Source organism: Mycobacterium sp. E2238, from assembly GCF_001672665.1.
GTDB lineage: Bacteria > Actinomycetota > Actinomycetes > Mycobacteriales > Mycobacteriaceae > Mycobacterium.
In genome coordinates this window covers 30,535-56,048 of record NZ_LZKF01000063.1, presented here as the reverse complement: position 1 = coordinate 56,048, position 25,514 = coordinate 30,535, and the positions used below count along the sequence as shown (strand labels likewise).

General features: G+C 68.2%; 22 protein-coding genes. 10 read left to right on the top strand and 12 right to left on the bottom strand.

Annotated features, from left to right (window positions below; genetic code table 11):
- Nucleotides 1-60: 60 nt before the first annotated feature.
- From A5711_RS05310 to tpiA, 5 genes are all read left to right on the top strand, one after another.
- Nucleotides 61-1,830: a DUF3556 domain-containing protein gene (locus A5711_RS05310; protein ID WP_067944595.1), complete on the top strand. Its 1,770-nt coding sequence runs from the start codon at nucleotides 61-63 to the stop codon at nucleotides 1,828-1,830.
- Nucleotides 1,827-3,254, top strand: coding sequence for an NAD(P)/FAD-dependent oxidoreductase (locus A5711_RS05305; RefSeq protein ID WP_067944594.1), 1,428 nt, complete (start codon nucleotides 1,827-1,829; stop codon nucleotides 3,252-3,254). Before A5711_RS05310 ends, A5711_RS05305 begins: the two co-directional genes overlap by 4 nt.
- Nucleotides 3,255-3,370: 116 nt before the next feature.
- Entirely contained in the window at nucleotides 3,371-4,390 is a 1,020-nt protein-coding gene (gene gap / locus A5711_RS05300; protein ID WP_067944593.1) for a type I glyceraldehyde-3-phosphate dehydrogenase, read from the top strand.
- A gap of 2 nt (nucleotides 4,391-4,392) precedes the next feature.
- Nucleotides 4,393-5,631 carry a phosphoglycerate kinase gene (pgk, locus tag A5711_RS05295; RefSeq protein ID WP_067944592.1) on the top strand — a complete coding sequence of 413 codons (1,239 nt, stop codon included), beginning with the start codon at nucleotides 4,393-4,395 and terminating at the stop codon, nucleotides 5,629-5,631.
- Nucleotides 5,628-6,413, top strand: a complete 786-nt coding sequence (gene tpiA, locus A5711_RS05290) for a triose-phosphate isomerase (RefSeq protein ID WP_067944591.1) — start codon at nucleotides 5,628-5,630, stop codon at nucleotides 6,411-6,413. The genes pgk and tpiA overlap by 4 nt, the downstream gene beginning before the upstream one ends.
- 4 nt (nucleotides 6,414-6,417) lie before the next feature.
- Here tpiA and A5711_RS05285 read toward each other — a convergent pair whose 3' ends face one another.
- Nucleotides 6,418-7,104, bottom strand: coding sequence for a PAS and ANTAR domain-containing protein (locus tag A5711_RS05285; RefSeq protein ID WP_067944616.1), 687 nt, complete (start codon nucleotides 7,102-7,104; stop codon nucleotides 6,418-6,420).
- A 211-nt stretch (nucleotides 7,105-7,315) separates the two neighbouring features.
- On the opposite strand from A5711_RS05285, the gene secG reads away from it, so the two are divergent.
- The 3 genes from secG to A5711_RS05270 are packed head-to-tail and all read left to right on the top strand — an operon-like array spanning nucleotide 7,316 to nucleotide 11,231.
- On the top strand, nucleotides 7,316-7,549 hold the full coding sequence (secG, locus tag A5711_RS05280; RefSeq protein ID WP_040624202.1) for a preprotein translocase subunit SecG: 234 nt from the start codon (nucleotides 7,316-7,318) through the stop codon (nucleotides 7,547-7,549).
- 45 nt (nucleotides 7,550-7,594) lie between these two features.
- Nucleotides 7,595-10,402, top strand: a complete 2,808-nt coding sequence (gene ppc / locus A5711_RS05275; RefSeq protein WP_067944590.1) for a phosphoenolpyruvate carboxylase — start codon at nucleotides 7,595-7,597, stop codon at nucleotides 10,400-10,402.
- A 16-nt stretch (nucleotides 10,403-10,418) separates the two neighbouring features.
- Complete coding sequence (locus A5711_RS05270; RefSeq protein WP_067944589.1) at nucleotides 10,419-11,231, top strand: DUF1206 domain-containing protein; 813 nt, start codon at nucleotides 10,419-10,421, stop codon at nucleotides 11,229-11,231.
- 1 nt (nucleotide 11,232) lies between these two features.
- On the opposite strand, the gene A5711_RS05265 is transcribed toward A5711_RS05270, so the two are convergent.
- The 6 genes from A5711_RS05265 to tkt are packed head-to-tail and all read right to left on the bottom strand — an operon-like array spanning nucleotide 11,233 to nucleotide 18,078.
- The gene (locus tag A5711_RS05265; RefSeq protein WP_067944588.1) at nucleotides 11,233-11,622 is read right to left on the bottom strand and encodes an ATPase; all 390 of its coding nucleotides are present in this window, start codon (nucleotides 11,620-11,622) and stop codon (nucleotides 11,233-11,235) included.
- A 27-nt stretch (nucleotides 11,623-11,649) separates the two neighbouring features.
- Nucleotides 11,650-12,405, bottom strand: a complete 756-nt coding sequence (gene pgl / locus A5711_RS05260; protein ID WP_067944587.1) for a 6-phosphogluconolactonase — start codon at nucleotides 12,403-12,405, stop codon at nucleotides 11,650-11,652.
- Nucleotides 12,402-13,313 (bottom strand): glucose-6-phosphate dehydrogenase assembly protein OpcA, encoded by a 912-nt coding sequence (opcA, locus tag A5711_RS05255; RefSeq protein WP_067944615.1) that lies wholly within the window; start codon nucleotides 13,311-13,313, stop codon nucleotides 12,402-12,404. Before opcA ends, pgl begins: the two co-directional genes overlap by 4 nt.
- A complete protein-coding gene (gene zwf / locus A5711_RS05250; protein WP_067944586.1) occupies nucleotides 13,313-14,857 on the bottom strand; it encodes a glucose-6-phosphate dehydrogenase in 1,545 nt (514 codons plus the stop codon). Before zwf ends, opcA begins: the two co-directional genes overlap by 1 nt.
- A complete protein-coding gene (gene tal, locus A5711_RS05245; protein WP_067944585.1) occupies nucleotides 14,854-15,972 on the bottom strand; it encodes a transaldolase in 1,119 nt (372 codons plus the stop codon). Before tal ends, zwf begins: the two co-directional genes overlap by 4 nt.
- Before the next feature lie 15 nt (nucleotides 15,973-15,987).
- Nucleotides 15,988-18,078, bottom strand: a complete 2,091-nt coding sequence (gene tkt, locus A5711_RS05240; protein ID WP_067944584.1) for a transketolase — start codon at nucleotides 18,076-18,078, stop codon at nucleotides 15,988-15,990.
- A 256-nt stretch (nucleotides 18,079-18,334) separates the two neighbouring features.
- Between tkt and A5711_RS05235 the strand changes: the two genes are divergently transcribed.
- The gene (locus A5711_RS05235; RefSeq protein ID WP_067944583.1) at nucleotides 18,335-19,264 is read left to right on the top strand and encodes a heme o synthase; all 930 of its coding nucleotides are present in this window, start codon (nucleotides 18,335-18,337) and stop codon (nucleotides 19,262-19,264) included.
- A 23-nt stretch (nucleotides 19,265-19,287) separates the two neighbouring features.
- On the opposite strand, the gene A5711_RS05230 is transcribed toward A5711_RS05235, so the two are convergent.
- Nucleotides 19,288-20,262 carry a quinone oxidoreductase gene (locus A5711_RS05230; RefSeq protein ID WP_067944582.1) on the bottom strand — a complete coding sequence of 325 codons (975 nt, stop codon included), beginning with the start codon at nucleotides 20,260-20,262 and terminating at the stop codon, nucleotides 19,288-19,290.
- Nucleotides 20,263-20,281: 19 nt separating this feature from the next.
- Here A5711_RS05230 and A5711_RS05225 point away from each other — a divergent pair, with 19 nt between their 5' ends.
- Entirely contained in the window at nucleotides 20,282-20,944 is a 663-nt protein-coding gene (locus tag A5711_RS05225; protein ID WP_067944581.1) for a hypothetical protein, read from the top strand.
- On the opposite strand, the gene A5711_RS05220 is transcribed toward A5711_RS05225, so the two are convergent.
- The 4 genes from A5711_RS05220 to mptB all read right to left on the bottom strand — a co-directional run bounded on the left by A5711_RS05220 (nucleotide 20,894) and on the right by mptB (nucleotide 25,419).
- Nucleotides 20,894-21,829 carry a heme A synthase gene (locus tag A5711_RS05220; protein WP_197520743.1) on the bottom strand — a complete coding sequence of 312 codons (936 nt, stop codon included), beginning with the start codon at nucleotides 21,827-21,829 and terminating at the stop codon, nucleotides 20,894-20,896. The two genes, A5711_RS05225 and A5711_RS05220, sit on opposite strands and share 51 nt — an antisense overlap.
- A gap of 157 nt (nucleotides 21,830-21,986) precedes the next feature.
- Nucleotides 21,987-22,697 (bottom strand): ABC transporter permease, encoded by a 711-nt coding sequence (locus A5711_RS05215; protein ID WP_231971926.1) that lies wholly within the window; start codon nucleotides 22,695-22,697, stop codon nucleotides 21,987-21,989.
- Between the two features lie 77 nt (nucleotides 22,698-22,774).
- On the bottom strand, nucleotides 22,775-23,710 hold the full coding sequence (locus tag A5711_RS05210; protein WP_156673017.1) for an ABC transporter ATP-binding protein: 936 nt from the start codon (nucleotides 23,708-23,710) through the stop codon (nucleotides 22,775-22,777).
- The gene (gene mptB / locus A5711_RS05205) at nucleotides 23,707-25,419 is read right to left on the bottom strand and encodes a polyprenol phosphomannose-dependent alpha 1,6 mannosyltransferase MptB (RefSeq protein WP_067944578.1); all 1,713 of its coding nucleotides are present in this window, start codon (nucleotides 25,417-25,419) and stop codon (nucleotides 23,707-23,709) included. Before mptB ends, A5711_RS05210 begins: the two co-directional genes overlap by 4 nt.
- Nucleotides 25,420-25,514: the final 95 nt, after the last annotated feature.

The following is a 25,514-nucleotide window of genomic DNA, read 5'->3' as shown; positions in this document are numbered from 1 at the left end:
GGCGGTGCCGATACATTTGACGGGCCAGCTGGTTTCTTCCGACACCGAACGAGGCCGCCCATGGGATTCATGACCCCGGACCTTCCCGACGTCGATCGCAAGACCTGGCCGACTCTGCCCCGGGCCACCCGGCTGCAGGTCGTGACGCGGCACTGGGCGGAACAGGGCTTCGGAACACCGTATGCCGTCTATCTGCTGTACCTGATCAAGATCGCCCTGTACATCGCCGTTCCCGCCGCGATCATCTCGCTGACCCCGGGCCTCGGCGGGCTCGGCCGCATCGGCGACTGGTGGACGCAGCCGATCGTCTACCAGAAGGTCATCGTCTTCACGCTGCTGTTCGAGGTGACCGGCCTGGGTTGTGGGTCGGGCCCGCTGACCGGACGGTTCATGCCGCCCATCGGCGGAATCTTGTACTGGCTGCGGCCCAACACGATTCGGCTGCCGGCGTGGCCGGGAAAGGTGCCGTTCACCGCCGGTGACAGCCGCACCGTCGTCGACGTCGCACTGTACGCAATCGTTTTGGCCGGCGGGGTGTGGGCGCTGCTGTCGCCCGGCCACGGCGGCCCGGTCACCGCGGCCGGCGACGTCGGCCTGATCGACCCCGTCCGCGTCATCCCGACGATCGTCGCGCTGGCGGTACTGGGCCTGCGCGACAAGACCATTTTCCTGGCCGCGCGCGGCGAGCACTACTGGCTCAAGCTGTTCGTGTTCTTCTTCCCGTTCACCGATCAGATCGCGGCATACAAGCTCATCATGCTGTTGTTGTGGTGGGGCGCTGCAACATCCAAGCTCAACCACCACTTCCCGTATGTGGTGTCGGTGATGACGAGCAATAACGCGCTGCTGCGGCCCAAAGTGTTCACACCGATCAAGCACATGCTGTACCGCGACCACATCAACGATCTGCGTCCCACCTGGTTGCCGAAGATGATGGCCCACGTCGGCGGCACCACAGCCGAATTCGTGGTTCCGACGGTGCTGGTCTTCTTCGCCGGCGATCACCCGTGGCGGTGGTTCCTGATCGGATTCATGGTGATCTTTCACCTCAACATCATTTCCAACCTCCCGATGGGAGTTCCGTTGGAGTGGAACGTCTTCTTCATCTTCTCGCTGTTCTATCTGTTCGGGCACTACGCCTCGATCCAGGCCACCGACCTGCGTTCGCCGCTGCTGTGGGCCCTCGTCGCCGCCGCAGTGGCATTCGTGATCGCGGGAAACATGTTCCCCGAGAAGATTTCGTTCCTCCCCGCGATGAGGTACTACGCCGGCAACTGGGCGTCCAGCGTGTGGTGCTTCCGCGCCGGCGCGGAGGAAAAGATCGACGCCGAGATCGTCAAGAGCTCCGCCCTCGTCGTCAACCAGCTGGCCCGGCTTTACGACCCCGAGACCGCGGAGATCATGGCGGACAAGACCGCCGCCTTCCGGGCCATGCACCTGCACGGCCGCGCGCTCAACGCCCTCGTGCCTCGCGCCCTGGGGGGAGAGGCCGACGAAGCCAATTACAAGATCCGCGAGGGCGAAATCGTCGCCGGGCCGCTCGTCGGCTGGAACTTCGGAGAGGGCCATCTGCACAACGAGCAGCTGCTCGAAGCCGTGCAGCGCCGTTGCCATTTCGAGGACGGCGACGTGCGGGTGATCGTCCTCGAGGGACAGCCCATCCACATCCAGAAGCAGTGGTACCGCATCTTCGACGCCAAGGCTGGACTGATCGAGGAAGGCTATGTCAACGTCGAGGACATGCTCGCCCGCCAGCCGTGGCCGGAGCCCGGCGACGAGTTGCCCGTGCATGTGCTAAGTGGCGACGACCCGCCGGGCAGCCCTCGATGACCAGGGCGGTGGTGGTCGGCGCCGGCCCCAACGGCCTGGCCGCGGCGATCCACCTCGCCCGGCACGGCGTCGACGTGCAGGTGCTCGAGGCGTGCGACACCGTCGGCGGCGGAGCCCGCTCCGGCGAACTGACGATGGCCGGCGTCATCCACGACCACTGCTCGGCGTTTCACCCGCTGGGCGTCGGTTCGCCGTTCTGGAAGGAGATCGACCTGCAGCGCTACGGGCTGCGGTGGAAGTGGCCGGAGGTCGACTGCGCGCACCCGCTCGACGACGGCACCGCCGGCGTGCTCTATCAGTCGCTCGATGAAACCGTGGCCCGGATGGGGGCCGACGGCGCCCGGTGGCGGCGGGCGATAGGCGACCTCGCGGAGGGATTCGACGAGCTGGCCGAGGATCTCATGGGGCCGGTGCTGGGCATCCCGCGGCACCCGCTGCGCCTGGCCGGTTTCGGCCCGCGGGCGCTGCTGCCGGCCACCACCATGGCCCGCTGGTTCCGCACCGAGCAGGCGCGCGCGCTGTTCGGCGGCGCGGCCGCGCACGTCTACACCCGGCTGGACCGGCCGCTCACCGCGTCCCTGGGGTTGATGATCCTGGCCAGCGGGCACCGCTACGGCTGGCCCGTCGCGCAAGGGGGATCCGGGTCGATCAGCCAAGCGCTGTCCGCGGCCCTGCAGGAGTACAGCGGCTCGGTGGCCACCGGGGTCACCGTCAGCAGTCGCAAGGACATCCCGGATGCCGACATCGTCATGCTCGACCTCAGCCCGGCCGCGGCGCTCGCCATCTACGGCGACGCCATGCCGAGCCGGATCCGGCGGTCGTATCGGCGTTACCGCGAGGGCTCGTCGGCGTTCAAGGTCGACTTCGCCATCGAGGGCGACATCCCGTGGACCAACCCCGACTGCGCCCGGGCGGGCACCGTGCACCTGGGCGGCACCTTCGCCGAGATGGCGGACACCGAACGCCAACGCGCGCAAGGGAAGATGGCCGACCGGCCCTTTGTGCTTCTCGGGCAGCAGTACCTGAGCGACCCGTCCCGCTCGGCCGGCAACGTCAACCCGATCTGGGCGTACGCACACGTGCCGTTCGGCTACGACGGCGACGCCACCGCCGCCGTCGTCGGCCAGATCGAGCGGTTTGCGCCCGGGTTCTCCGACCGCGTCCTGGCGACGGTCAGCAAGGGGCCCGCCGAGCTGCAGGCCTACAACGCGAACTTCATCGGCGGCGACATCATCGGCGGCGCCAACGACGGGCTGCAGGTGATCTTCCGCCCCCGCATCGCCGTCGATCCCTACGCCACCGGCGTTCCGGGCGTCTACCTGTGTTCTCAGTCCACGCCGCCGGGGGCCGGCATCCATGGCCTGTGTGGTTACCACGCCGCCGAGTCGGCGCTGAAATGGCTGAAGAAGACCCGCCGCGACTGAGGTCACATTGTCCGCGGGAACCGGGGCGGCAACCGCGCATGTTGCTCATCTAGGCTGACCACGAGCGCGTATTCAGCGGACTCAGTAAAGACATCGCCAAGACAGGGAGAGATCAAGTGACGGTCCGAGTAGGCATCAACGGCTTCGGTCGAATCGGACGCAACTTCTACCGGGCCCTACTGGCCCAACAGGAGCAGGGCACCGCCGACATCGAGGTGGTGGCGGTCAACGACATCACCGACAACCACACTCTGGCGCACCTGCTCAAATTCGACTCGATCCTGGGCCGGCTGCCCTACGACGTCAGCCTGGAAGGCCAGGACACCATCGTGGTGGGCCCGCACAAGATCAAGGCGCTCGAGGTCCGGGAGGGTCCGGCAGCGTTGCCGTGGGGCGACCTGGGCGTCGACGTCGTGGTGGAATCCACCGGCCTGTTCACCAACGCCGCCAAGGCCAAGGGCCACCTGGACGCCGGCGCCAAGAAGGTGATCATCTCGGCGCCCGCCACCGACGAGGACATCACCATCGTCCTGGGCGTCAACGACGACAAGTACGACGGCAGCCAGAACATCATCTCCAACGCGTCGTGCACCACGAACTGCCTCGGGCCGCTGGCCAAGGTCCTCAACGACGAGTTCGGCATCGTCAAGGGGCTGATGACCACCATCCACGCCTACACCCAGGACCAGAACCTGCAGGACGGGCCGCACAAGGACCTGCGCCGGGCGCGTGCCGCCGCGCTGAACATCGTGCCGACCTCCACCGGCGCGGCCAAGGCCATCGGGCTGGTGCTGCCGGAGCTGAAGGGCAAGCTCGACGGTTACGCGTTGCGCGTGCCGATCCCCACCGGCTCGGTGACCGACCTCACCGCCGAGCTGTCCAAATCCGCCAGCGCCGAAGACATCAACGCCGCCTTCAAAGCCGCGGCGGAGGGCAAGCTGAAGGGCATCCTGAAGTACTACGACGCCCCGATCGTCTCCAGCGACATCGTCACCGACCCGCACAGCTCGATCTTCGACTCGGGCCTGACCAAGGTGATCGATAACCAGGCCAAGGTGGTGTCCTGGTACGACAACGAGTGGGGCTACTCCAACCGCCTCATCGACCTCGTCGCACTGGTCGGCAAGTCGCTGTAGCCGTGGCCGTTCCTACACTCGAAAACCTACTGGCCGAGGGTGTTTCGGGTCGGGGCGTGCTGGTGCGCTCCGACCTCAACGTCCCACTCGACGACGAAGGCGCCATCACCGACCCGGGCCGCATCACCGCGTCGGTGCCGACGTTGCAGGCGCTCGTCGACGCCGGCGCCAAGGTGGTGGTCACCGCGCACCTGGGGCGGCCGAAAGACGGGCCGAACCCGAAGTTGTCGCTGGCGCCGGTCGCCGCGGCGCTCGGTGAGCAGCTCGGTCGGCACGTGCAGCTGGCCGGTGATGTAGTCGGCGGCGACGCGCTGGCCCGGGCCGAGGGACTCACGGACGGCGACGTCCTGCTGCTGGAGAACATCCGCTTCGATCCGCGCGAAACCAGCAAGGACGACGGCGAGCGACTCGCGCTCGCCCGCGAACTCGCCGAATTGGTCTCGCCCGGAGGGGCTTTCGTCTCCGACGGGTTCGGGGTGGTGCACCGCAAGCAGGCCTCGGTTTACGACGTGGCCACGCTGCTGCCGCACTACGCCGGCACGCTGGTGGCCGACGAGATCCGGGTGCTGGAGCAGTTGACGAGCTCGACCACCCGCCCCTACGCGGTGGTGCTCGGCGGGTCGAAGGTGTCCGACAAGCTCGGCGTCATCGAGTCGCTGGCGACCAAGGCCGACAGCATCGTGATCGGCGGCGGGATGTGCTTCACCTTCCTTGCGGCACAAGGCTTTTCGGTGGGGAAGTCGCTTCTGGAAGAGGAGATGGTCGACACCTGCCGCCGGCTGCTGGACACCTACGTCGACGTGCTGCGGCTGCCCAGGGACGTCGTGGTCGCCCAGCAGTTCGCCGCCGACTCGCCACCGCAGACGGTGGCCGCCGACGCCATCCCGGACGACATGATCGGGCTGGACATCGGCCCGGAATCGGTGAAGCGCTTCGCGGCCCTGCTGTCCAACGCCCGCACGGTCTTCTGGAACGGCCCCATGGGCGTGTTCGAGTTCCCGGCATTCGCCACGGGCACCCGGGGCGTCGCTGAGGCCATCGCCGCGGCGACCGGCAAGGGCGCGTTCAGTGTGGTGGGCGGCGGTGACTCCGCGGCCGCGGTGCGTGCCCTGGGCATCCCGGAGGGCGACTTCTCGCACATTTCCACCGGCGGTGGCGCGTCGCTGGAATACCTTGAGGGCAAGACGCTGCCGGGCATCGAGGTTCTCGGGCGGCCGCAACCAAGTGGAGGAGACGCGTGAGCCGCAAGCCGCTGATCGCCGGCAACTGGAAGATGAATCTCAATCACTTCGAGGCGATCGCGCTGGTGCAGAAGATCGCGTTCGCGCTGCCGGACAAGTACTACGACAAGGTCGACGTCACGGTCTTGCCGCCGTTCACCGACCTGCGCAGCGTGCAGACCCTGGTCGACGGCGACAAGCTGCGGCTCACCTACGGCGGCCAGGATCTTTCTCAGCACGACTCGGGCGCCTACACCGGTGACATCAGCGGGGCCTTTCTGGCCAAGCTGGGCTGCAGCTTCGTCGTGGTCGGCCACTCGGAACGGCGCACCTACCACAACGAGGACGACGCGCTGGCGGCCGCCAAGGCCGCCGCGGCCCTCAAGCACGAGCTGACCCCGATCGTGTGCATCGGCGAGCACCTGGACGTCCGCGAGGCCGGCGCGCACGTCGCCCACTGCGAGGAGCAGCTGCGCGGCTCGCTGGCCGGGCTGTCCGCCGAGCAGATCGGCAAGGTCGTCATCGCCTACGAGCCCGTGTGGGCCATCGGCACCGGGCGGGTGGCCAGCGCCGCCGACGCCCAGGAGGTGTGCGCCGCGATCCGGGCGACGCTGGGGTCCCTCGCCTCGGCACAGGTCGCCGACACCATGCGGGTGCTCTACGGCGGCTCAGTGAACGCCAAGAACATCGGTGACCTCATCGCCCGCGACGACATCGACGGGGCCCTGGTCGGCGGCGCGTCCCTGGACGGTGAGCAGTTCGCGACGCTGGCGGCGATCGCCGCCGGCGGGCCCCTGCCGTAGGGCGTCAGCAGCGTCGGGTGCCGATCCGAAGATGGGCACTCAGCACGATGTCGTCGTAAGCGGCTCGAAGCGGGTGTGCGTCTCGGCGCGAGAGTGCCAGAAATTCGGTGACGATTTGCCGTGCCAGGGGGCGCAGCTTGACGTTGTTCTCCTGGGATCGCCATGTCAGCAACGCGAATGCCGTCTTTTCATCGATCCCGTAGATCACCATCAACATGCCCTTGGCCTGCTCGATGATGGCGCGGTTCTTGCTGAACTTTTCGACTTCGGCGGTCAGGGCCTCCTGGTTTATGTGGTCAGTCGGCGTCACGTCGACGTAAAAGCCTTCTGTGCCAACGACGGTGCCGGCCTCGTCAACGAGCTGGTTGCCGACCACGACAACGTGGTGGACGTTGCCCTGCACATCGATGATCCGATGTCGCGTGCTGAACGGACCGTGGTCGCGGCGGATGTCATCCAGGGTCGCCGCGATCTGCCTGCGATCGTCGGGATGCTTGTGCGCGAGCACCAGCTCGGTTGTCGGCGTCACCGTGCCCGGTTCGTAGCCATGAAGCCGTGCTACTTGCTCACACCACTCCCAGCGTTGCCCGTCGAAATAGAAGCGGAATGTTCCCATCCGCTGCGGCGAACCGGCCGCCAACGCCCGAACAACCGCATCGTCGTCTTTTACTTCGCTGAAATCAGCAATCATCGCCACGTCCGAATGTCTGGCACGTAGCAAAGGTGCAAAAGGGTAAACAGCGACGGTTGCGAGAAATCGCTCGATGCCGACGTTGAATTTCTCCACCGAGCATCTAATTGCTGATCGTTACACGCATGTTGAAAAAGTGCAAGGAAGGTTGCCCTAGCACGCGGCGGGCCATTTGCGGCACATCGAGCGCCACCCGGTAGGCTTTAGCGTCATGGAGCTGGCCCTGCAGATCACCCTGGTGGTCACAAGCGTGCTCGTGGTGTTGCTGGTGCTGCTGCACCGCGCCAAGGGTGGGGGCCTGTCGACACTGTTCGGCGGCGGTGTGCAGTCCAGCCTCTCCGGCTCGACCGTGGTGGAGAAGAACCTGGACCGGTTGACGCTGTTCATCACCGGCATCTGGCTGGTCTCCATCATCGGGGTGGCCCTGCTGATCAAGTACCGGTGACCCGTCGGCGGGCGGAGCGCGTGATCCGCACCGATACTGGGACGCATGGTTGACGTTTCCGACATCGCGCTCGAACCCATCGGCGCCGTGCAACGCACGCTCGTCGGTCGCGAGGCGACAGAGCCGATGCGCGCCGACATCCGGCTGCTGGGCGCCATCCTCGGCGACACCGTGCGCGAGCAGAGCGGGGACGAGGTTTTCGACCTCGTCGAGCGCGCGCGGGTGGAGTCGTTTCGGGTGCGCCGCTCCGAGATCGACCGGGTCGACCTGGCGCGCATGTTCGACGGCATCGACATTCACCAAGCGATCCCGGTCATCCGGGCGTTCAGCCACTTCGCGCTGCTGGCCAACGTGGCCGAGGACATCCACCGGGAGCGTCGCCGCGCCATCCACGTCTCCGCCGGCGAGCCGCCGCAGGACAGCAGCCTAGCCGCGACCTACGCCAAACTCGATGGGGCCGAACTTGATTCGGCCACGGTGGCCGACGCGCTGCGAGGTGCCTTGATCTCCCCGGTGATCACCGCCCACCCCACCGAAACCCGGCGGCGCACCGTCTTCGTCACCCAGCACCGCATCACCCAGCTGATGCGGTTGCACGCCGAGGGGCACACCGAAACCGACGACGGGCGCAACATCGAGCGCGAGTTGCGCCGCCAGGTCCTCACCCTGTGGCAGACCGCGCTGATCCGGTTGTCCCGCTTGCAGATCACCGACGAGATCGAGGTCGGGCTGCGTTATTACTCCGCGGCGTTCTTCCAGGTCATTCCGCAGGTCAACGCCGAGGTCCGGGATGCGTTGCGGGCGCGGTGGCCCGACACCGACCTGCTCGCCGCACCGATCCTGCGGCCCGGCTCCTGGATCGGCGGCGACCGCGACGGCAATCCGAACGTGACCGGCGAGGTGGTACGCCAGGCCACCGGCAGCGCCGCGTTCACCGCGCTGTCGCATTACCTGGCCGAGCTCACCGCCCTCGAGCAGGATCTGTCGATGTCGGCGCGGCTCGTCCCCGTCACCGCGGCGCTGGCCGAGCTGGCCGAGGGCTGCGGGGAGCAGGCCCGCGCCGACGAGCCATACCGGCGGGCGCTGCGGGTGATCCGCGCCCGGCTCACCGCGACGGGCGCGAAGATTCTGGACAGCCGACCGCAGCACGAGCTGGACCTCGGCCTGACGCCGTATTCCGGCCCGGCCGAACTGCAGGCGGACCTGGACACCATCGACGAGTCGCTGCGCGCACACGGCAGTGCGCTGTTGGCCGACGACCGCCTGGCCCTGCTGCGAGAAGGCGTGAGCGTCTTCGGGTTTCACTTGTCCGGGCTGGACATGCGGCAAAACTCCGACGTCCACGAAGAGGTGGTGGGGGAGCTGTTGGCCTGGGCCGGGGTGCACCAAGATTACGCTTCGCTGCCCGAGGACGAGCGGGTCGAGCTGCTGGCCGGTGAACTGAGTACCCGCCGCCCGCTGGTCGGCGACCGTGGGGGCCTGTCCGAGTTGGCCCGCAAGGAGCTCGAGGTCGTCGGCGCCGCGGCGGACGCCGTCGGACGCTACGGCCCGGCGGCGGTACCCAACTACGTCATCTCCATGTGCCGCTCGGTGTCCGACGTCTTGGAGGTGGCGATCCTGCTGAAAGAGGGCGGGCTGCTGGACGCCTCCGGGCCGGAACCGTATTGCCCGGTTGCCATCTCGCCGCTCTTCGAGACGATCGACGATCTGCACAACGGCGCGGCCATCCTGGACGCGATGCTGCAGCTTCCGCTGTACCGGGCGGTCGTCGACGCGCAGGACGGGCGCCAGGAGGTGATGCTCGGCTACTCCGACTCGAACAAGGACGGCGGTTACCTCGCCTCCAGCTGGGCCGTCTACCGCGCCGAGCTGGCGCTGGTCGAGGTGGCCCGCAAGGCCGGAATTCGCTTGCGGCTCTTCCACGGTCGCGGCGGTACCGTCGGCCGCGGCGGTGGGCCGAGCTATCAGGCCATCCTGGCGCAACCCCCGGGCGCGGTGAACGGCTCGCTGCGGCTCACCGAGCAGGGCGAGGTGATCGCCGCCAAGTACGCCGAACCGCAGGCGGCGCGGCGCAACCTGGAGAGCTTGGTGGCCGCGACGCTGGAGTCGACGCTGCTCGACGTAGAGGGCCTGGGAGATGCTGCGGAGCCGGCCTACGCGGTGCTCGACGAAGTGGCCACCCTGGCGCAGCGCGCCTACGCCGAATTGGTGCACGAAACACCGGGTTTCGTCGACTACTTCATGGCCTCGACGCCGGTCAGCGAGATCGGTTCGCTCAACATCGGCAGCCGCCCGACGTCACGCAAACCCACTTCATCGATCTCGGACCTGCGCGCCATCCCATGGGTGCTGGCGTGGAGCCAGTCCCGGGTGATGCTTCCGGGCTGGTACGGCACCGGGTCGGCGTTCGAGCAGTGGATCGCGGCCGGGCCCGAAAGCGAAACCGAGCGGGTGGCGATCCTGCACGAGCTGTACGAGCGCTGGCCGTTCTTCCGGGGCGCACTCTCCAACATGGCTCAGGTGCTCGCCAAGAGCGACCTCGGCCTGGCGGCGCACTACTCGGAGCTGGTCGAGGACGAAGAACTGCGGAACCGGGTGTTCGACAAGATCGTGGACGAGCACCGGCGGACCATCGCGATGCACAAGCTCATCACCGGTCACGAAGACCTGCTCGCCGACAACCCCGCGCTGGCCCGCTCGGTGTTCAACCGCTTCCCCTACCTGGAGCCGCTGAACCACCTGCAGGTGGAGTTGCTGCGCCGCTACCGCTCCGGCGATGAGGACGAACTGGTGCAGCGCGGCATCCTGCTGACGATGAATGGATTGGCCAGCGCGTTACGTAACAGCGGGTGATGGGCATTAGTAAGCCATGTCCGATACCGCTTCGCCCGTCACCGCGGCACAAGTGGCCCAGAACGGCGTCTTCGAACGACTCGCGCGCGTCGGGTACGTCGTCAACGGGGTGCTGCACCTGATCGTCGGCTATCTCGCCATCCGGGTCGCGTGCGGCGAAGGAGGAACCGCCGATCAAACCGGCGCCCTGGCGACGCTGGCGTCCAAGCCGGGCGGACCGCTGGCACTCTGGATCGCTACGGGCGCCCTGCTGGCGATGGGCCTGTGGCGGCTGGTCGAAACCGCCCTTGGCCGATCATGCGACCGTGGGCCGGAGGGCTCGTCGTCGGATGCAGCCTCGCGGGCGAAGGCACTTGGGCTGGCGGCGGTCTACCTCGCGTTCGCGTACTCGGCGTTCGGCTTCGCCCGGGGGGCCGGAAGGGCTGCGGATCAACAGAATTCGAGCCTCAGCGCGCACCTGATGGCGACGACCGCCGGCACCATCGCGCTCATCGCGGGCGGGCTGATCATTGTCGTGGTCGGTTGCTACCACATCTACAAGGGCGCCAGCCGCAACTTCGTCGACGACCTCCGGGGAAAGTCGGGCGGCTGGGTGCGACGGCTCGGCGTGGCCGGATATGTCGGCAAGGGCGTCGTCATCACCCTGACGGGCGCGCTGGTGATCATCGCCGCGTGTCGCTCGGAACCGAAGAAGGCCACCGGGCTCGATGGGGCACTGAAGACACTCGGGGCTCAGCACTTTGGGGCGGCGCTGTTGATTGCGGCCGGCGTGGGACTCATCACCTACGGGCTGTACAGCTTCGTGATGGCCCGCTCGACGAAGATGTAGCTCAGCGGTTGCGCAGCCGGTCCAGTGCCCCGCGCACGGCGTGCTCGGTCATCGCGAGGGGCGTCATCATCGTCTCGCCCACCTTCACCATGTCGTCGATCCGCCCGACGATCGCCTCCACGGGCTCGACCAGCACGATCAGTCGCCTGGCCAGATCGTCCAGCCGCGACAAGGTGCCGTCCAGGTGGTCCAGGCCGCTTTCCATGCGCTCGACCGTGGCGTTCAGGTTGGAAAGGGACGTGTTCAGCTCTTTCATGGTCGTGCTGAGGCCGTCGAGGACGTCTTCGACCTGCTCCACCGTCTTGTCGGCGTTCAGCGCAGCCTGGGTGAGGGTCTTGATCCGGCTTCGCTCTTGCCCACCGCGCACGGTTCTGTCTGCCATGACCGTCATTATCACCCGGATCAAACCGGGCGGGGGTTAGCCTGGCTGACCCGGGCGAGCGGGCAGTTTGGCCGCGGCCTCCTCGTCGAGCAGCCACAGCGTGGTTTCCTGCCCGATCGCCCCGGCGGCCGGCACCGAGACCGGCGGGGCGCCGCCGACGGCCGCGGCCACCGCGTCGGCCTTGGATGCGCCGGACACCATCAGCCAGACCTCGCGTGAACGCTGGATCGCGGGCAGCGTCAGAGTGATTCGTTGGGGAGGCGGCTTGGGGGAGTCCTCCACCGGGACCACCATGCGGCTCGTTTCCAGCACGGCGGGGGTGTCGGGGAACAACGAGTTGATATGGCCCTCCGGCCCCATGCCCAACAGATGCACGTCGAAATTCGGTACGGGCTGGCCGGGTGCGGCGTTAGCCGCCAGCAGCTGTTCGTAGGCCAGCGCGGCGGCGGCGAGGTCGGTGCCGAATTCGCCGTCGCTGGCCGGCATCGTGTGCACATGGCTGGACGGGATGTCGATCCGGTCCAGCAATGCCTCCCTGGCCTGCTTGTCGTTGCGCTCGTCGTCGTCCTCGGGGACGTAGCGCTCGTCGCCCCAGAACAGGTGCACCTTGGGCCAGGCGATCTCCTGCCCGGCCAGCGACCTGAGCAACCCGATGCCGTTGCCACCGCCGGTCAGGACGATGAGCGCTCGGTCCCGGGCGGCCACGGCGTTGCGGATGTTATCGGCCAGTCGGTTCGCCGCGGCCTCGACCAGCGCCTGAGCTTCCGGAAAAACTTCGATGATGGTGCTCACACGTACTGCACTTTCTCAATGCCCTCTAGCGCTAATTGATAAATCTCATCGGGATCCAGCCGCCGCAGGTCTTCGGCGAGGCATTCGCCGGTTTCCCTGCGGGCCAAGGGAAGCAGGGCCTCCGGCTTGGCGGTGCGACTCAGGGTCGCCGTTCTGCCCTCTTGGGGCCGGCTCAGGACGATGGTCTCGCTCTTGCGTACGAGTTCCACCTTGAGCTCGCCGACCGCCCGGCGCACCGGCCCGTCGATGCAGCTGGCCAGCCAGCCCGCCAGGATGTCAAGCGCCGGTTCGGTTTTCAATCCGGACACCAGGGCCGACTCGATCGGTTCGTGGGGCGCCAGGTCGACCGCGGACGTCAACAGTGCCCGCCAGTAGGTGATGCGAGCCCAGGCCAGATCCGTGTCGCCGGCCGTGTAACCGGGCAGTCGACCCTTGATGGCCGACAACGGATCGGTTCCATTGGTGGCATCGGTGATGCGCCGAATCGCCAACTTGCCCAACGGGTCCTGCGCCGGAACCGCCGGCGCGACGTCGGGCCACCATGCCACCACGGGGATGTCGGGGAGCAGGAACGGGGTGACCACGCTGGCGGGGTGCCCGGCAAGCGCCCCGGACAGATTCAGGATCACCACCTCGGTGGCCCCGGTGTCTCCGCCCGCGCGTAGCTGCGCGTCCAGGCGCGGCTCGTCGGCATACGGGTCGCCCCGCATCGTGACGATGATCCGGCTGGGGTGCTCGTGGCTGGCGTTGTTGGCCGCCTCCAGCGACTCCTCCAGGATGGCGTCGCTGTCGGGCGCGATGATCAGCGTCAGCACCCGGCCCATCGTCACGGCGCCGACCTTCTCCCGCAGTTCCTCGAGTTTTTTGTTGACCGCGGTGGTGGTGGTGTCCGGCATGTCGATGATCATCAGGGCCGCCGCCATTCCCGGCCGGTCCGGCGCAGCATCTCGAACGCGGAATCCGGACCCCAGGTGCCCGCCTCGTACGGCTCGGGCTTGCCGTCGGCCGCCCAATTATCGAGGACGGGATCCAATATCTGCCAAGCCAATTCGACCTCTTCGTTGACCGGAAACAGGGACGGTTCGCCCAGCAGCACGTCGAGGATCAGCTGTTCGTAGGCTTCCGGTGACTCCTCGGCGAACGCCGAGCCGTAGGAGAAGTCCATGTTGACATCGCGGACCTCCATCGCGGTTCCCGGCACCTTGGAGCCGAACCGCAGCGTGATGCCCTCGTCTGGCTGCACCCGGATGACCATGGCGTTGGTGCCCAGTTCGTCGGTCATGGTGGCGTCGAACGGCAGGTGCGGCGCGCGTTTGAAGACGAGCGCGATCTCGGTCACCCTGCGGCCCAGGCGTTTTCCGGTGCGCAGATAGAACGGCACACCGGCCCAGCGGCGGGTGTCGACCTCCAGCGTGATGGCGGCGAACGTCTCGGTGGTGGAGTCCTTGGCGAACCCTTCCTCGTCGAGCAGCCCGACGACCTTCTCGCCGCCCTGCCAGCCGCCGGCGTACTGGCCGCGGCTGGTGGTCTCGTCGAGCGGTTCGGCCAGCTGGGTCGCCGAGAGCACCTTGATCTTCTCGGTCTGCAACGCCGCGGGATTGAAGCTGACCGGCTCTTCCATCGCGGTGAGCGCCAGCAGCTGCATCAGGTGGTTCTGGATGACATCGCGGGCGGCGCCGATACCGTCGTAATAACCGGCGCGCCCGCCCAATCCGATGTCCTCGGCCATGGTGATCTGCACGTGATCGACGTAGTGCGCGTTCCAGATCGGGTCGAACAACTGATTGGCGAACCGCAGCGCCAGGATGTTGCGGACCGTCTCCTTGCCCAGGTAGTGGTCGATGCGGAACACCGCCTCCTCGGGGAAGACGGCATTGACCGCATGGTTGAGCGCCTGCGCGCTCTCCAGGTCGTGCCCAAACGGCTTCTCGATGACCACCCGGCTCCATCGATCGCCCTGCGGGCGGGCCAGCCCGGACTTGTGCAGCTGTTCGCACACCACCGGGAAGGACTTCGGCGGGATGGCCAGGTAGAACGCGTGGTTGCCGCCGGTGCCGCGCTCGGCGTCCAGTTTGTCCAGGGTTTCGGCCAGCCGGGCGAACGACGTGTCGTCATCGAAAGACCCTGGCACGAAACGGAATCCCTCGGCCAGCCGCTCCCAGTTCTCCTCCCGGAACGGCGTCCGGCAGTGATCCTTGACGGCCTGATAGACCACCTTGCGGAAATCCTGGGTCTCCCAGTCCCGACGGGCGAAGCCCACCAGGGAGAAGCTCGGCGGCAGCAGCCCGCGGTTGGCCAGGTCGTAGATGGCCGGCATCACCTTCTTGCGGGCGAGGTCGCCGGTGACACCGAAAATGACCATGCCGCATGGGCCGGCGATCCTCGGCAGCCGCTTGTCGCGCTTGTCCCGTAACGGGTTATGCCATTGTGCAGCGTTACGAGCCGGGCTCATTTCGAGGCGGAATCCAGCTGTTTCTGCGTCTCCTCCAGCAGCTCGGTCCACGAGTCCACGAACTTCTCCACGCCCTCGTTCTCCAGCACCTGGAAGACGTCGGTCAAGTCGATCCCGATCGAGCTCAGCTTGTCGAACACCTCCTGGGCGCCCGAAGCGGTGCCGGTGACGGTGTCACCCTTGATCTCGCCGTGCTCGGCGACCGCGTCAATCGTCTTCTCCGGCATGGTGTTCACCGTGTTCGGAGCGACCAGCTCCGTGACGTAGAGGGTGTCGGAGTAGTCGGGGTTCTTGACCCCGGTGGACGCCCACAGCGGGCGCTGCACGCGGGCGCCGTCGCCCTTGAGCGCCTCGTAGCGATCGCCGCCCTCGAACACCTCCTGGTAGGCGGCGTAGGCCAGCCGGGCATTCGCCACCCCGGCCTGACCGCGCAACGCCAGCGCCTCCTCGGAACCGATCTTCTCCAGCCGCTTGTCGACCTCGGTGTCCACCCGGGAGACGAAAAACGATGCGACGGAATGGATCTTGGACAGGTCGTGTCCCGCCTCGCGCGCCTTCTCCAGGCCGGCCAGGTAGGCGTCCATCACCTGGCGGTGCCGCTCCACCGAGAAGATGAGCGTGACGTTGACCGAAATCCCTTCCGCCAGGACGGCCGTGATAGCCGGGATGCCGGCCTTGGTCGCAGGGATCTTGATGTACGCGTTCGGCCGGTCGACGATCTTCCACAGCTCGACGGCCTGCGCCGTGGTCTTGTCGGTCTCGGCCGCCAGGCGAGGGTCCACCTCGATGGATACCCGGCCGTCGACGCCGTCGGAAGCTTCCCACTGCGGCCGCAGCACGTCGCACGCGTTGCGGACATCGTCGGTGGTGACGGTGCGGACAGTGGCGTCGACGTCGGCGCCCCGCTCGGCGAGCTCGGCGATCTGATCGTTGTAGGTGTCGCCCTCAGCGAACGCCTTCTGGAAGATCGACGGGTTCGTGGTCACCCCCACAACGCTTTTCGTGTCGATCAGCTCCTGCAGATTGCCCGACTGCAGCCGCTGGCGCGACAGGTCATCAAGCCAAACGGAAACGCCCGCGGCGGACAGCGCCGCGAGGTTTGGGTTCTGAGTCATGTGAATCACCCTTTCTCAGTTATCCACGACTTGTTCCGCAGCGGCCGCGACGGCGTCTGCGGTGAAACCGAATTCACGGAACAAAGTCTCGTAGTCGGCGGATTCGCCATAGTGCTCGATCGACACGATCTTGCCGGTGTCGCCGACGAGCTTGTGCCAGGGCTGCGCGACGCCCGCCTCGACGGCCACCCGGGCCGACACCGACGGGGGCAGCACGCTGTCGCGGTAGTCCTCGGGCTGGGATTCGAACCACTCCACGCACGGCATGGACACCACCCGTGCAACAATGTCCTTGTCCGCCAACAGCTTCTGGGCCTCAACCGCAAGCTGAACCTCTGAGCCGGTGGCGATCAAGACGACGTCCGGCTCGTCGCCGCCGGGATCACCGAGGATGTAGCCGCCCTTCGCCACGCCCTCGACGTTGGTGCCTTCGAGGATCGGCACGCCCTGGCGGGTCAGGATCAGCCCGACCGGGCCGCTGCCGTTGCCGCGGGCGAGGATTGTGCGCCAGGCGTACGCCGTCTCGTTGGCGTCGGCGGGCCGCACCACCGACAGCTTGGGGATGGCGCGCAGCGCCGCGAGGTGCTCGATCGGCTGGTGTGTCGGTCCGTCCTCGCCGAGCCCGATCGAGTCGTGCGTCCACACGTAGATGGTGTCGATGTCCATCAGCGCGGCCAGCCGCACCGCCGGGCGCATGTAGTCGGAGAACTGCAGGAACGTGCCGCCGTAGGCCCTGGTCGGGCCGTGCAGCACGATGCCGGACAGGATGGCGCCCATCGCGTGCTCGCGCACACCGAAGTGCAGCGTGCGGCCGTACCAGTCCGCCGTGTAGTCCTTGGTCGAAATCGACGGCGGACCAAAGGATTTGACGTTGTCCATGGTGGTGTTGTTGCTGCCCGCCAGGTCGGCCGAGCCGCCCCACAACTCCGGAAGCTTCGGACCCACGGCATTGAGCACCTTGCCGGACGCCGCACGGGTCGCCAGCGCCTTGTCGCCGGGTTCCCAGCGCGGGATGTCGGCTTCCCAGCCGTCGGGCAATTCCTCGGCGGTCAACCGGTCCAGCAGTGCCTTGCGGTCGGGTTCGCGCTCCGCCCACGCGTCGAAGTCCGCCTGCCACTTCTCGTGTGCTTCCTTGCCCCGGTCCACCAGCTTGCGGGTGTGGGCGATGACCTCGTCGCGCACCTCGAACTTCTTCTCGGGATCGAAGCCCAAAATCTCCTTGACGGCCGCGACTTCCTCGTCGCCCAGCGCCGCGCCGTGCGCCTTGCCGGTGTTCATCAACTTCGGCGCCGGGAAGCCGATGATGGTGCGCAACTCGATGAACGACGGCCGGTCGGTGACCGCCCTGGCGTTGGCGATGGCCTCCTCGATGCCGACGACGTTCTCGCCGCCTTCGACCCTTTGCACGTGCCAGCCGTAGGCCTCGTAGCGCGCGGCGGTGTCCTCGCACAGCGCGATGTTGGTGTCGTCCTCGATCGAGATCTGGTTGTGGTCGTAGAACACGATGAGGTTGCCCAGCTGCTGGACCGCGGCCAGCGACGAGGCTTCGGAGGTGACGCCCTCCTCGATGTCGCCGTCGGAGGCGATCACGTAGATGAAGTGGTCGAACGGGCTGGTGCCCTCGGCGGCGTCGGGGTCGAACAACCCGCGCTCGTAGCGCGCGGCCATGGCCATGCCCACCGCTGAGGCCAGGCCCTGGCCGAGCGGACCGGTGGTGATCTCAACGCCCTTGGTGTGCCGGAACTCCGGGTGCCCGGGCGTCTTGGAACCCCATGTGCGCAACGACTCGATGTCGGACAGCTCCAGGCCGAACCCGCCCAAGTACAGCTGGATGTACAGCGTCAGGCTGCTGTGCCCGCAGGACAACACGAACCGGTCGCGACCGAGCCAATAGGTGTCGCTGGGATCGTGTTTCATCGTGCGCTGGAACAGGGTGTACGCCAGCGGGGCCAGGCTCATCGCCGTTCCGGGATGTCCGTTGCCAACCTTCTGGACCGCGTCGGCGGCCAGCACCCGAACGGTGTCGACGGCAGCCGAGTCGAGCTCGGACCAGTCGTCGGGGAGATGCGGTTGGGTCAGCGTCGAGATCTCTTCGAGTGTGGTCACAGACTCAGTCCTTGGGGTCATCAAGCTGATCAATCCCACCCTAGTGCGGGAGGGCCGGCTCTTGCAGTGCAGGTTTTGGGTACCCGCAGCCGGCCCGTGTGAAAATTACGCGGTGGCCGTCGACCCGTAACATTCAGTTCGGAAATCTGGGAGAAGTCTGGGTGAATGGACCCTGCGGGCGGGCCATAAGCGGGCCGCGGTCTACCATCGTGTGTAGTAGATGCTGCGCGCTGCTGCGACCCCAAGGAGTGATTGCGTGAGCGTTCGCGGGCGCGTCGCCCCGAGTCGAGGGGCACCGAGCCGAATACAGGGCACGGTGCTGGCGTATCTGGCACTGACCAAGCCGCGGGTAATCGAGCTGCTGCTCGTCACCACCATTCCGGCCATGCTGCTTGCCCACCGCGGCGCCGTGAATCCGCTGCTGATCCTCAACACGTTGGTCGGCGGGATGCTGGCCGCCGGGGGAGCCAACACCCTGAACTGCGTGGCCGACGCCGACATCGACAAGGTGATGAAGCGCACGGCGCGCCGGCCACTGGCCAGCGCCAGGGTCCCGCGCAGCCACGCGCTGGTGTTCGGATTGGCGCTGTCGGTGGCGTCGTTCTTTTGGCTGTGGTGGACGACGAACATGCTGTCGGCACACCTGGCCGGCGCCACCATCGCCTTCTATGTGCTGGTCTACACGCTGCTGCTCAAGCGGCGTACGTCGCAGAACGTCGTGTGGGGCGGCGCCGCCGGCTGCATGCCGGTGATGATCGGCTGGTCGGCCGTCACCGGCACCATCGGCTGGCCGGCGCTGGTGATGTTCGCGATCATCTTCTTCTGGACGCCGCCACACACCTGGGCGCTGGCGATGCGTTACAAGGACGACTACAAAGCGGCCGGCGTCCCGATGCTGCCCGCCGTCGCGACCGAGCGTCAGGTCACCAAGCAGATCCTGATCTACACCTGGCTGACGGTCGCGGCGACACTGGCGCTGGCGCTGGCCACCGGCTGGCTCTACGCGGCGGTCGCCGTGGTCGCCGGGGTGTGGTTCCTGGCGATGGCCCACCAGCTCCACGCCGGGGTTCGCGCCGGCGAGCCCGTCAAGCCGCTGCGGTTGTTCCTGCAATCGAACAACTACCTCGCAGTGGTGTTCTGCGCGTTGGCGGTCGACTCGGTGATCGCGCTGCCGCATTTGTTCTGACGCCCCGCGTCGCGGCTGCGCTCTCAGGGCAGCAGCACGATGGAGCCGGCGGTCTTGCGGCCCTGCAGGTCCTGATGGGCGCGCGTGGCTTCCGACAGCGGATAGCGCCCGCCGACCTCGACGGTGATGGCCCCGCCGGCGATCGCGTCGAACAATTCCTCTGCCCGCCAACTGAATTCCTGGCCGGTGCGGATGAAGTGCGCCAGCGACGGCCGGGTCAGGAACACCGAGCCGGCGGCGTTGAGGCGCTGCGGGTCGAACGGCGGAACGGGTCCGCTGGCCGCTCCGAACAGCGCCAGCGTTCCCCGCACCGCCAGGCTGGCGAGGCTGGCCTCGAACGTCGTGGCGCCCACGCCGTCGTACACGGCCTCGACGCCGGCGCCGTCGGTGAGCCCGCGAATCTGCCGGCCGAATTCGTCCGCGTCGTCGGGGTAGGACAGCACCTCGTCGGCACCGGCCCGCCGGGACAGCCGGGCCTTCTCCGGCGTGGAGACCGTGGTGATGACCCGGGCGCCCAGCAGATGGGCCCACTGCGTCAGGATCAATCCGACCCCGCCCGCGCCGGCGTGCACCAGGATGGTGTCGCCGGCCTGCACCGGATACACGGACTTGAGCAGGTAGTGCGCGGTCAAGCCTTTCAGCAGCACCGACGCCGCCACGTCTGAACTCACGCCGTCCGGCACGTGTGCCGTCAAAGTCGCTGGGGCTGTGGCGTATTCGGCGTAACCGCCCGACGCCGACGCGCTGACCACCCGGTCGCCGACGCGGAACCCGTCGACGCCGTCGCCCGCCGCGGCGACGGTGCCGCACAGTTCCGAACCGAGGATGAACGGCAGCTCACGCGGGTACTGGCCCGAGCGGAAATAGGTGTCGATGTAGTTGACGCCGATCGCCTCGGCCTTGATCAGCACCTCGCCGGACCCCGGCGTGGGTTGGGGCGCGTCGATGTAGCGCAGCACCTCGGGGCCGCCGGTTTCGCTGACTTCGATTGCGTGCATGTGCTTATCATGCCCGGGCATGAAACTCGCCCGTCCGGACATCTTCCATCCCCGCATCGTGCTGGCGGGTCCTCCCGGGCGCGCCGGCGGCGACCCCGCCGACGCCGGCCTGGTGCCCGCGTTGCGAACTCGTGGGCTGCACGCCCGCTGGCGGTCCTGGGACGACCCCGAGACCCTGCGCGCCGACCTGGTCATCCTCCGTGCGACCGCGGACGATCCGGACCGGCGCGACGAATTCCTGGCCTGGACGCGGCGGGTGCGCCACCTGCTCAACCCCCCCGACGCGGTCGTTTGGAACCTCGGCGAGCGGTATCTGCGCGACCTGGAGAACCACGGGGTGCCGACGCTGGCGGGCGGGACGGCGGGGGCGGCGTTGATCTTCCTGGCCGGCAAGCAGTCGCACGCCTGGCCGGACGAGCCGGAGTTCGAAACTTGGGATCTCGGCTACACCGCGCTCGCGGCGGCCGCGGATCGCGCCGGAATCGCGGCCCGCGACCTGCTCTACGCGCGCGCCGACGTGGCCGGGGATCGGCTGGTGCGGCTCGACCTCGTCGCGCCCTCGCTGGGCTGGCGGCACCTGGACGCCACCACCCGCGAGCGCGCACAGCGCGAGTTCGCGCTGGCCGTGGAGTCAGCCTGCGAGCGGCTCGGGCTCGGCCCGCTCTCGCATCGACGCCCATAGCGCGGCGGTCGCGGCGGTGCACGCCGCGGCCCCGGCCACGTGCAGGGCGACCAGCGCGGCGGGCACTCCAGTGAAGTACTGGGCGGTGCCGACCGCGGCCTGCGCGCACACCAGGGCGAGCAGGACGATCAGCCGCCGCAGGATGGGCCGGGCGGCGCCCACCGCCAACAGCCCGAAGCCCAGCCCGACCAGCAGGGCGAGGTAGGCGATCAGCAGCGAGGAGTGGGCGTGGACCAGGGTGTCCACGGCGACCTTGAGCCGGGGGACGGTTCGGGTGGGGCTGCGGTCTCCCGCGTGCGGGCCGGCGGCCGTCACCAGCGTGCCGGTGACCAGCACCACGGCCAGGTCCAGGCCGATCAGCGCGGTCAGGGCGCGTAGCGGCCGGGCCACGCGCCGGTGCACCACTCCGTCGTCGGGCTCGCCGATCTTGACGTAGAGCAGCACCGACAGCCACACCATCGTCATCGAGGTGAGCAGGTGGATGGCCACCGTCCACCACAGCAGCCCGGTGCGCACGGTGATGCCGCCGATGACCGCCTGGACCACCGTCGACACCGGCATCAGCCACGCGTACACCAGCACTTCCCGGCGGCGGCGCGCCCGGGTCACGGCCAGCACGGCGAGCGCCGCGGCGACGACCACCGCGAAGGTGATCATCCGATTGCCGAACTCGACCGCCTGGTGGACGCGCGGCACCTCGGCGTGCGCGACCGGGACGAAGCTACCCGGAAAGCACTGCGGCCAGGTGGGACAACCGAGCCCCGACGCCGTGACCCGGACGATCGCGCCGGTGACGGCGATGCCGCCCTGGGTGAGGATGACGGCCGCGGCGACGAGGCGCTGGACGCGCACGCTCGGGTTGGGGAGCAGGTCGACCAACCGCATCAGCGTGCGTCCCACGGGCATGGCCCGATGGTAGGCCAAGGAAAACTACGTCCTGTAGTAAGCCCTCGCGTCGCGAGACTTAAACCACGCACAGCCGCATCGGCGTGTCGTGTGCGTGGTTTACGTGTCGCGAACCCGAACCGAGCCGAACCGCCCGTCAGGTGAACCGGAACCAGCGCAGCGCCGCCAGCGCCGCCACCGCGCCCCACACCGCCAGGACGACGACACCGAACCAGTCCACCGACAGGACCATCGCCCGCGACAGGGCCTCGGTCAGCGCGCCCGACGGGGTGAGCCGGGCCGCCCACTTGACGCCCGTCGGGATCATCCCGGATTCCACCGTCAGCGCACCGAGGCCGGCGAAGACGAACCACAGCAGGTTGGCGACCGCGAGCACGATCTCGGCCCGCAGCGTCCCCCCCAGCAACAGCCCGAGGGCGGTGAAGCCCGCGGTGCCCAGAGCGATGACCGCCGCACCCAACGCCAACGCGGCGGGGGCGGGTCGCCAGCCCAGCGCAAACCCGATGGCGCCCAACAGGATTGCCTGCAGGAACACCACGGTGACCACAGCCAGCGACTTGCCGGCGATGATGCCCCAGACCGGCAGCGGGGTCGCCCCCAGCCGCTTGAGCGCGCCGTAGCGGCGGTCGAAGGCGACCGCGATGGCCTGCCCGGTGAAGGCGGTCGAGATGACCGCGAGGGCCATGATGGCCGGAACGAAGGTGGCGGCGCGGTTGTGCCCGAAGGAGCCAAACGGCAAGAGCGTCAACCCGACTAGCAGCGTGATCGGGATGAACATGGTCAGCAGCAGCTGCTCGCCGTTGCGCAGCAGCAGCTTGAGCTCGAGGCCGAACTGCGCGGCCAGCATCCGCGGCACGGTGCTGGGCCGCGGGTCGGGGGTGAAGGTCCCCGCGGGAAAGACGTTCGATTGGGTCTTGTCCAGATTCAAGGCCGCAACTTCCTGCCGGTGAGGTCGAGGAACACATCCTCGAGGCTGCGCTGCTCGACGCGCATGTCGGTGGCCAGCACGTCGATCCGCGCGCACCACGCCGTCACGGTGGCCAGCACTTGAGGGTCGACCGGGCCCTCGACCAGATACTCGCCCGGCGTCACCTCGGATGCCTTGTACTCCTCGGGCAGGGCGGCGGTCAGCAGCGACAGGTCGAGCCGCGGCGGCGCGGTGAACCGCAGCTCGTCCTTCGCGCCGGCGCGCATCAGCTCGGTCGGCGTACCCGCGGCGACGGTCGCGCCGTGGTCGATGATGACCAGCCGATCGGCCAGCTCCTCGGCCTCCTTGAGTTGGTGGGTGGTCAGCAGCACCGTCACGCCGTCGCGGCGCAACGCGTCGATCAGTTCCCACACCAGCAGCCGGGCGTGCGCGTCCATGCCCGCGGTTGGTTCGTCGAGGAAGACCAGTTCCGGGCGGCCGACCAGCGCGCACGCCAGCGCGAGCCGCTGCTGCTGCCCACCGGAGAGGCGTCGGTAGGTGGTGCGGGCGGCATCGGTGAGGCCCAGGGTGTCCAGCAGCCACGCCGGGTCCAGCGGGTCGGCGGCGTAGGAGGCGACCAGGTTGAGCATTTCCCCCGCGCGGGCGCTGGGATAGCCGCCGCCACCCTGCAACATCACCCCGATGCGGGTGCGCAGGCGGGCGTTGTCGGCGATCGGGTCCAGCCCGAGCACCTCGATGGTGCCGGCGTCCGGGCGCACGAAACCCTCGCACATTTCGACCGTCGTGGTCTTGCCGGCGCCGTTGGGGCCCAGCAGGGCGAGCACTTCGGCGGCGTGCACCTCGAGGTCGAGATCGGCGACGGCCGTGGTGGATCCGTAGTGCTTGCTCACCCCGCGAAGTCGCACGACTGTTTCAGGAACGTCCGAGCTCACGTGGAATCAGCGTAGGCGTCGGGCACCGCCTCGGAACGCGGGGTGGCCAGGGGGGTCTGGGGCGTCTCGGGTGTGGGTGCGGTTTCAACGACCGCTTCGGGCGTTCCGGCGTCCTCGCCCGGGAGCCGCCGCCAGGGCAGGCGGGTGTACGTCAGCGCGATGAGCGCCGCCACGATGACGGTGCTGGCCAGCGTGGCGTCCACGATCTGGAACAGCGCGAAGCGGTCCCCGTTGGCGGTCGGGCCGAAGATGCCGACGACGAGGGTGATGACGATGACCGCCACCCGGAATCCGCTGCGGGTCGCCCAGGCGGCCAGCGGAATGATCGCCCACAACAGATACCAGGGCTGCACGACGGGAAACAGCAGCACAGTGACGCCCAGCGCCACGCCCAGGCCACCGATCGGGTGCAACCGGCCGCGGAAGACGGCCAGCAGCAGCCAGCCCACCATGACCATGATGATCAGCACGCCGATGGCGCGGGTGAGCCCCAGCACCGCGGTGGTGTGATCGCCGAGTCCCAGCAGGATCCCCACCTGCCCGGTGCCCAGTGCGAGCAGGGTGGGCGGCGACATCCAGCTGCGCACGACGTTGGCGGTGCCGAGCGTGTAGATCCAGCCGAACCCGAGGCCGCTGGCCCAGCCGACCGCCGCCATCACCGCCAGCGACAACGTCGTCATCGCGCCGCCCGCGAGCAGCAGCGCCCGCAGGTTGCCCCCGCAGCGGTAGGCCAGCGCCATAGTGACGAACCCGAGCGCCAGCAGCGACGGCAATTTCACCTGCGACGACAAGGTGATCAGGATCGCGCCAGCCAGCAGCATGCCCAACGGCTCCCAGTCGGGGCCGGGCCGCCATGAGGCCGGGAACAGTCGCGGAGAATCGATGCCCCGCAGGGCGAACTCGGCCCCCGCGAGCATCAGCCCGAGCATCAACGCCTCGTTGTGCACGCCGGCGACCAGATGCATGATCAGCAGCGGATTGGCCGCGCCCAGCCACAGCGCGCTGACCTCGGCGACGCCGCAGCGCCGGGCCAGCCGCGGGGTCGCCCACACGATCAAGCCCACGCCGATCAGCTCCACCAGCCGGTGACACAGCACGGCGGCGACGATGTTCTCGCCGGTGATCGCCGAGATGCCGCGCCCGATCCACAGAAAGAGCGGGCCGTAGGGCGCCGGGGTCTCCCGCCACAGGGTGGGGACCGACAGCGTGAAGACGTGGGACAGGCCTAGTCCGGACGCCGGACCGACCCGGTAGGGGTCGAGTCCTTCCAGGGAGATCTGGCTCTGGGCCAGGTAGGAGTAGACGTCCTTGCTGTACATCGGCGGCGCGATCAGCAGCGGCAGCGTCCACAGCAGCAAGGTGCGGTCCAGGTCGCCGCGCGACATCCGCCTGCTGGCCAACGCGAACCGGCCGAGCATCAGCCAGGCCAGCGCCATCATCACCGCGCCGGTCGTGGTCATCGTCAACGACACCGTCTGGATCCGCGACGGCAGGTTGAGCAACCGCACCCCGAACGTGGGGTCCTGCACGACGGGCCGGGCCCCGGCGCCCAGCGCGCCGATCGCCATCAGGACGGTGCCGGTGGCCCCGAACAGGCGGGTGCGTTGCAGCGCGGTGAGCTCGGTATCGTTCAGCGGCGTGCCCACCGCCTGCTCGTCGCCATGCAAGCTGGCGATCGACGAGCTCAGCACGTGGTGGCGGGCTGCCATCAGAGCAGCGTAGCCGCCGGGGCGTCCCGGCACCCCACCCGCTTGCGGGGGATGTGCCGCCCAATGTGCGAGTGTGACCAGCGCAACGCCCGCTC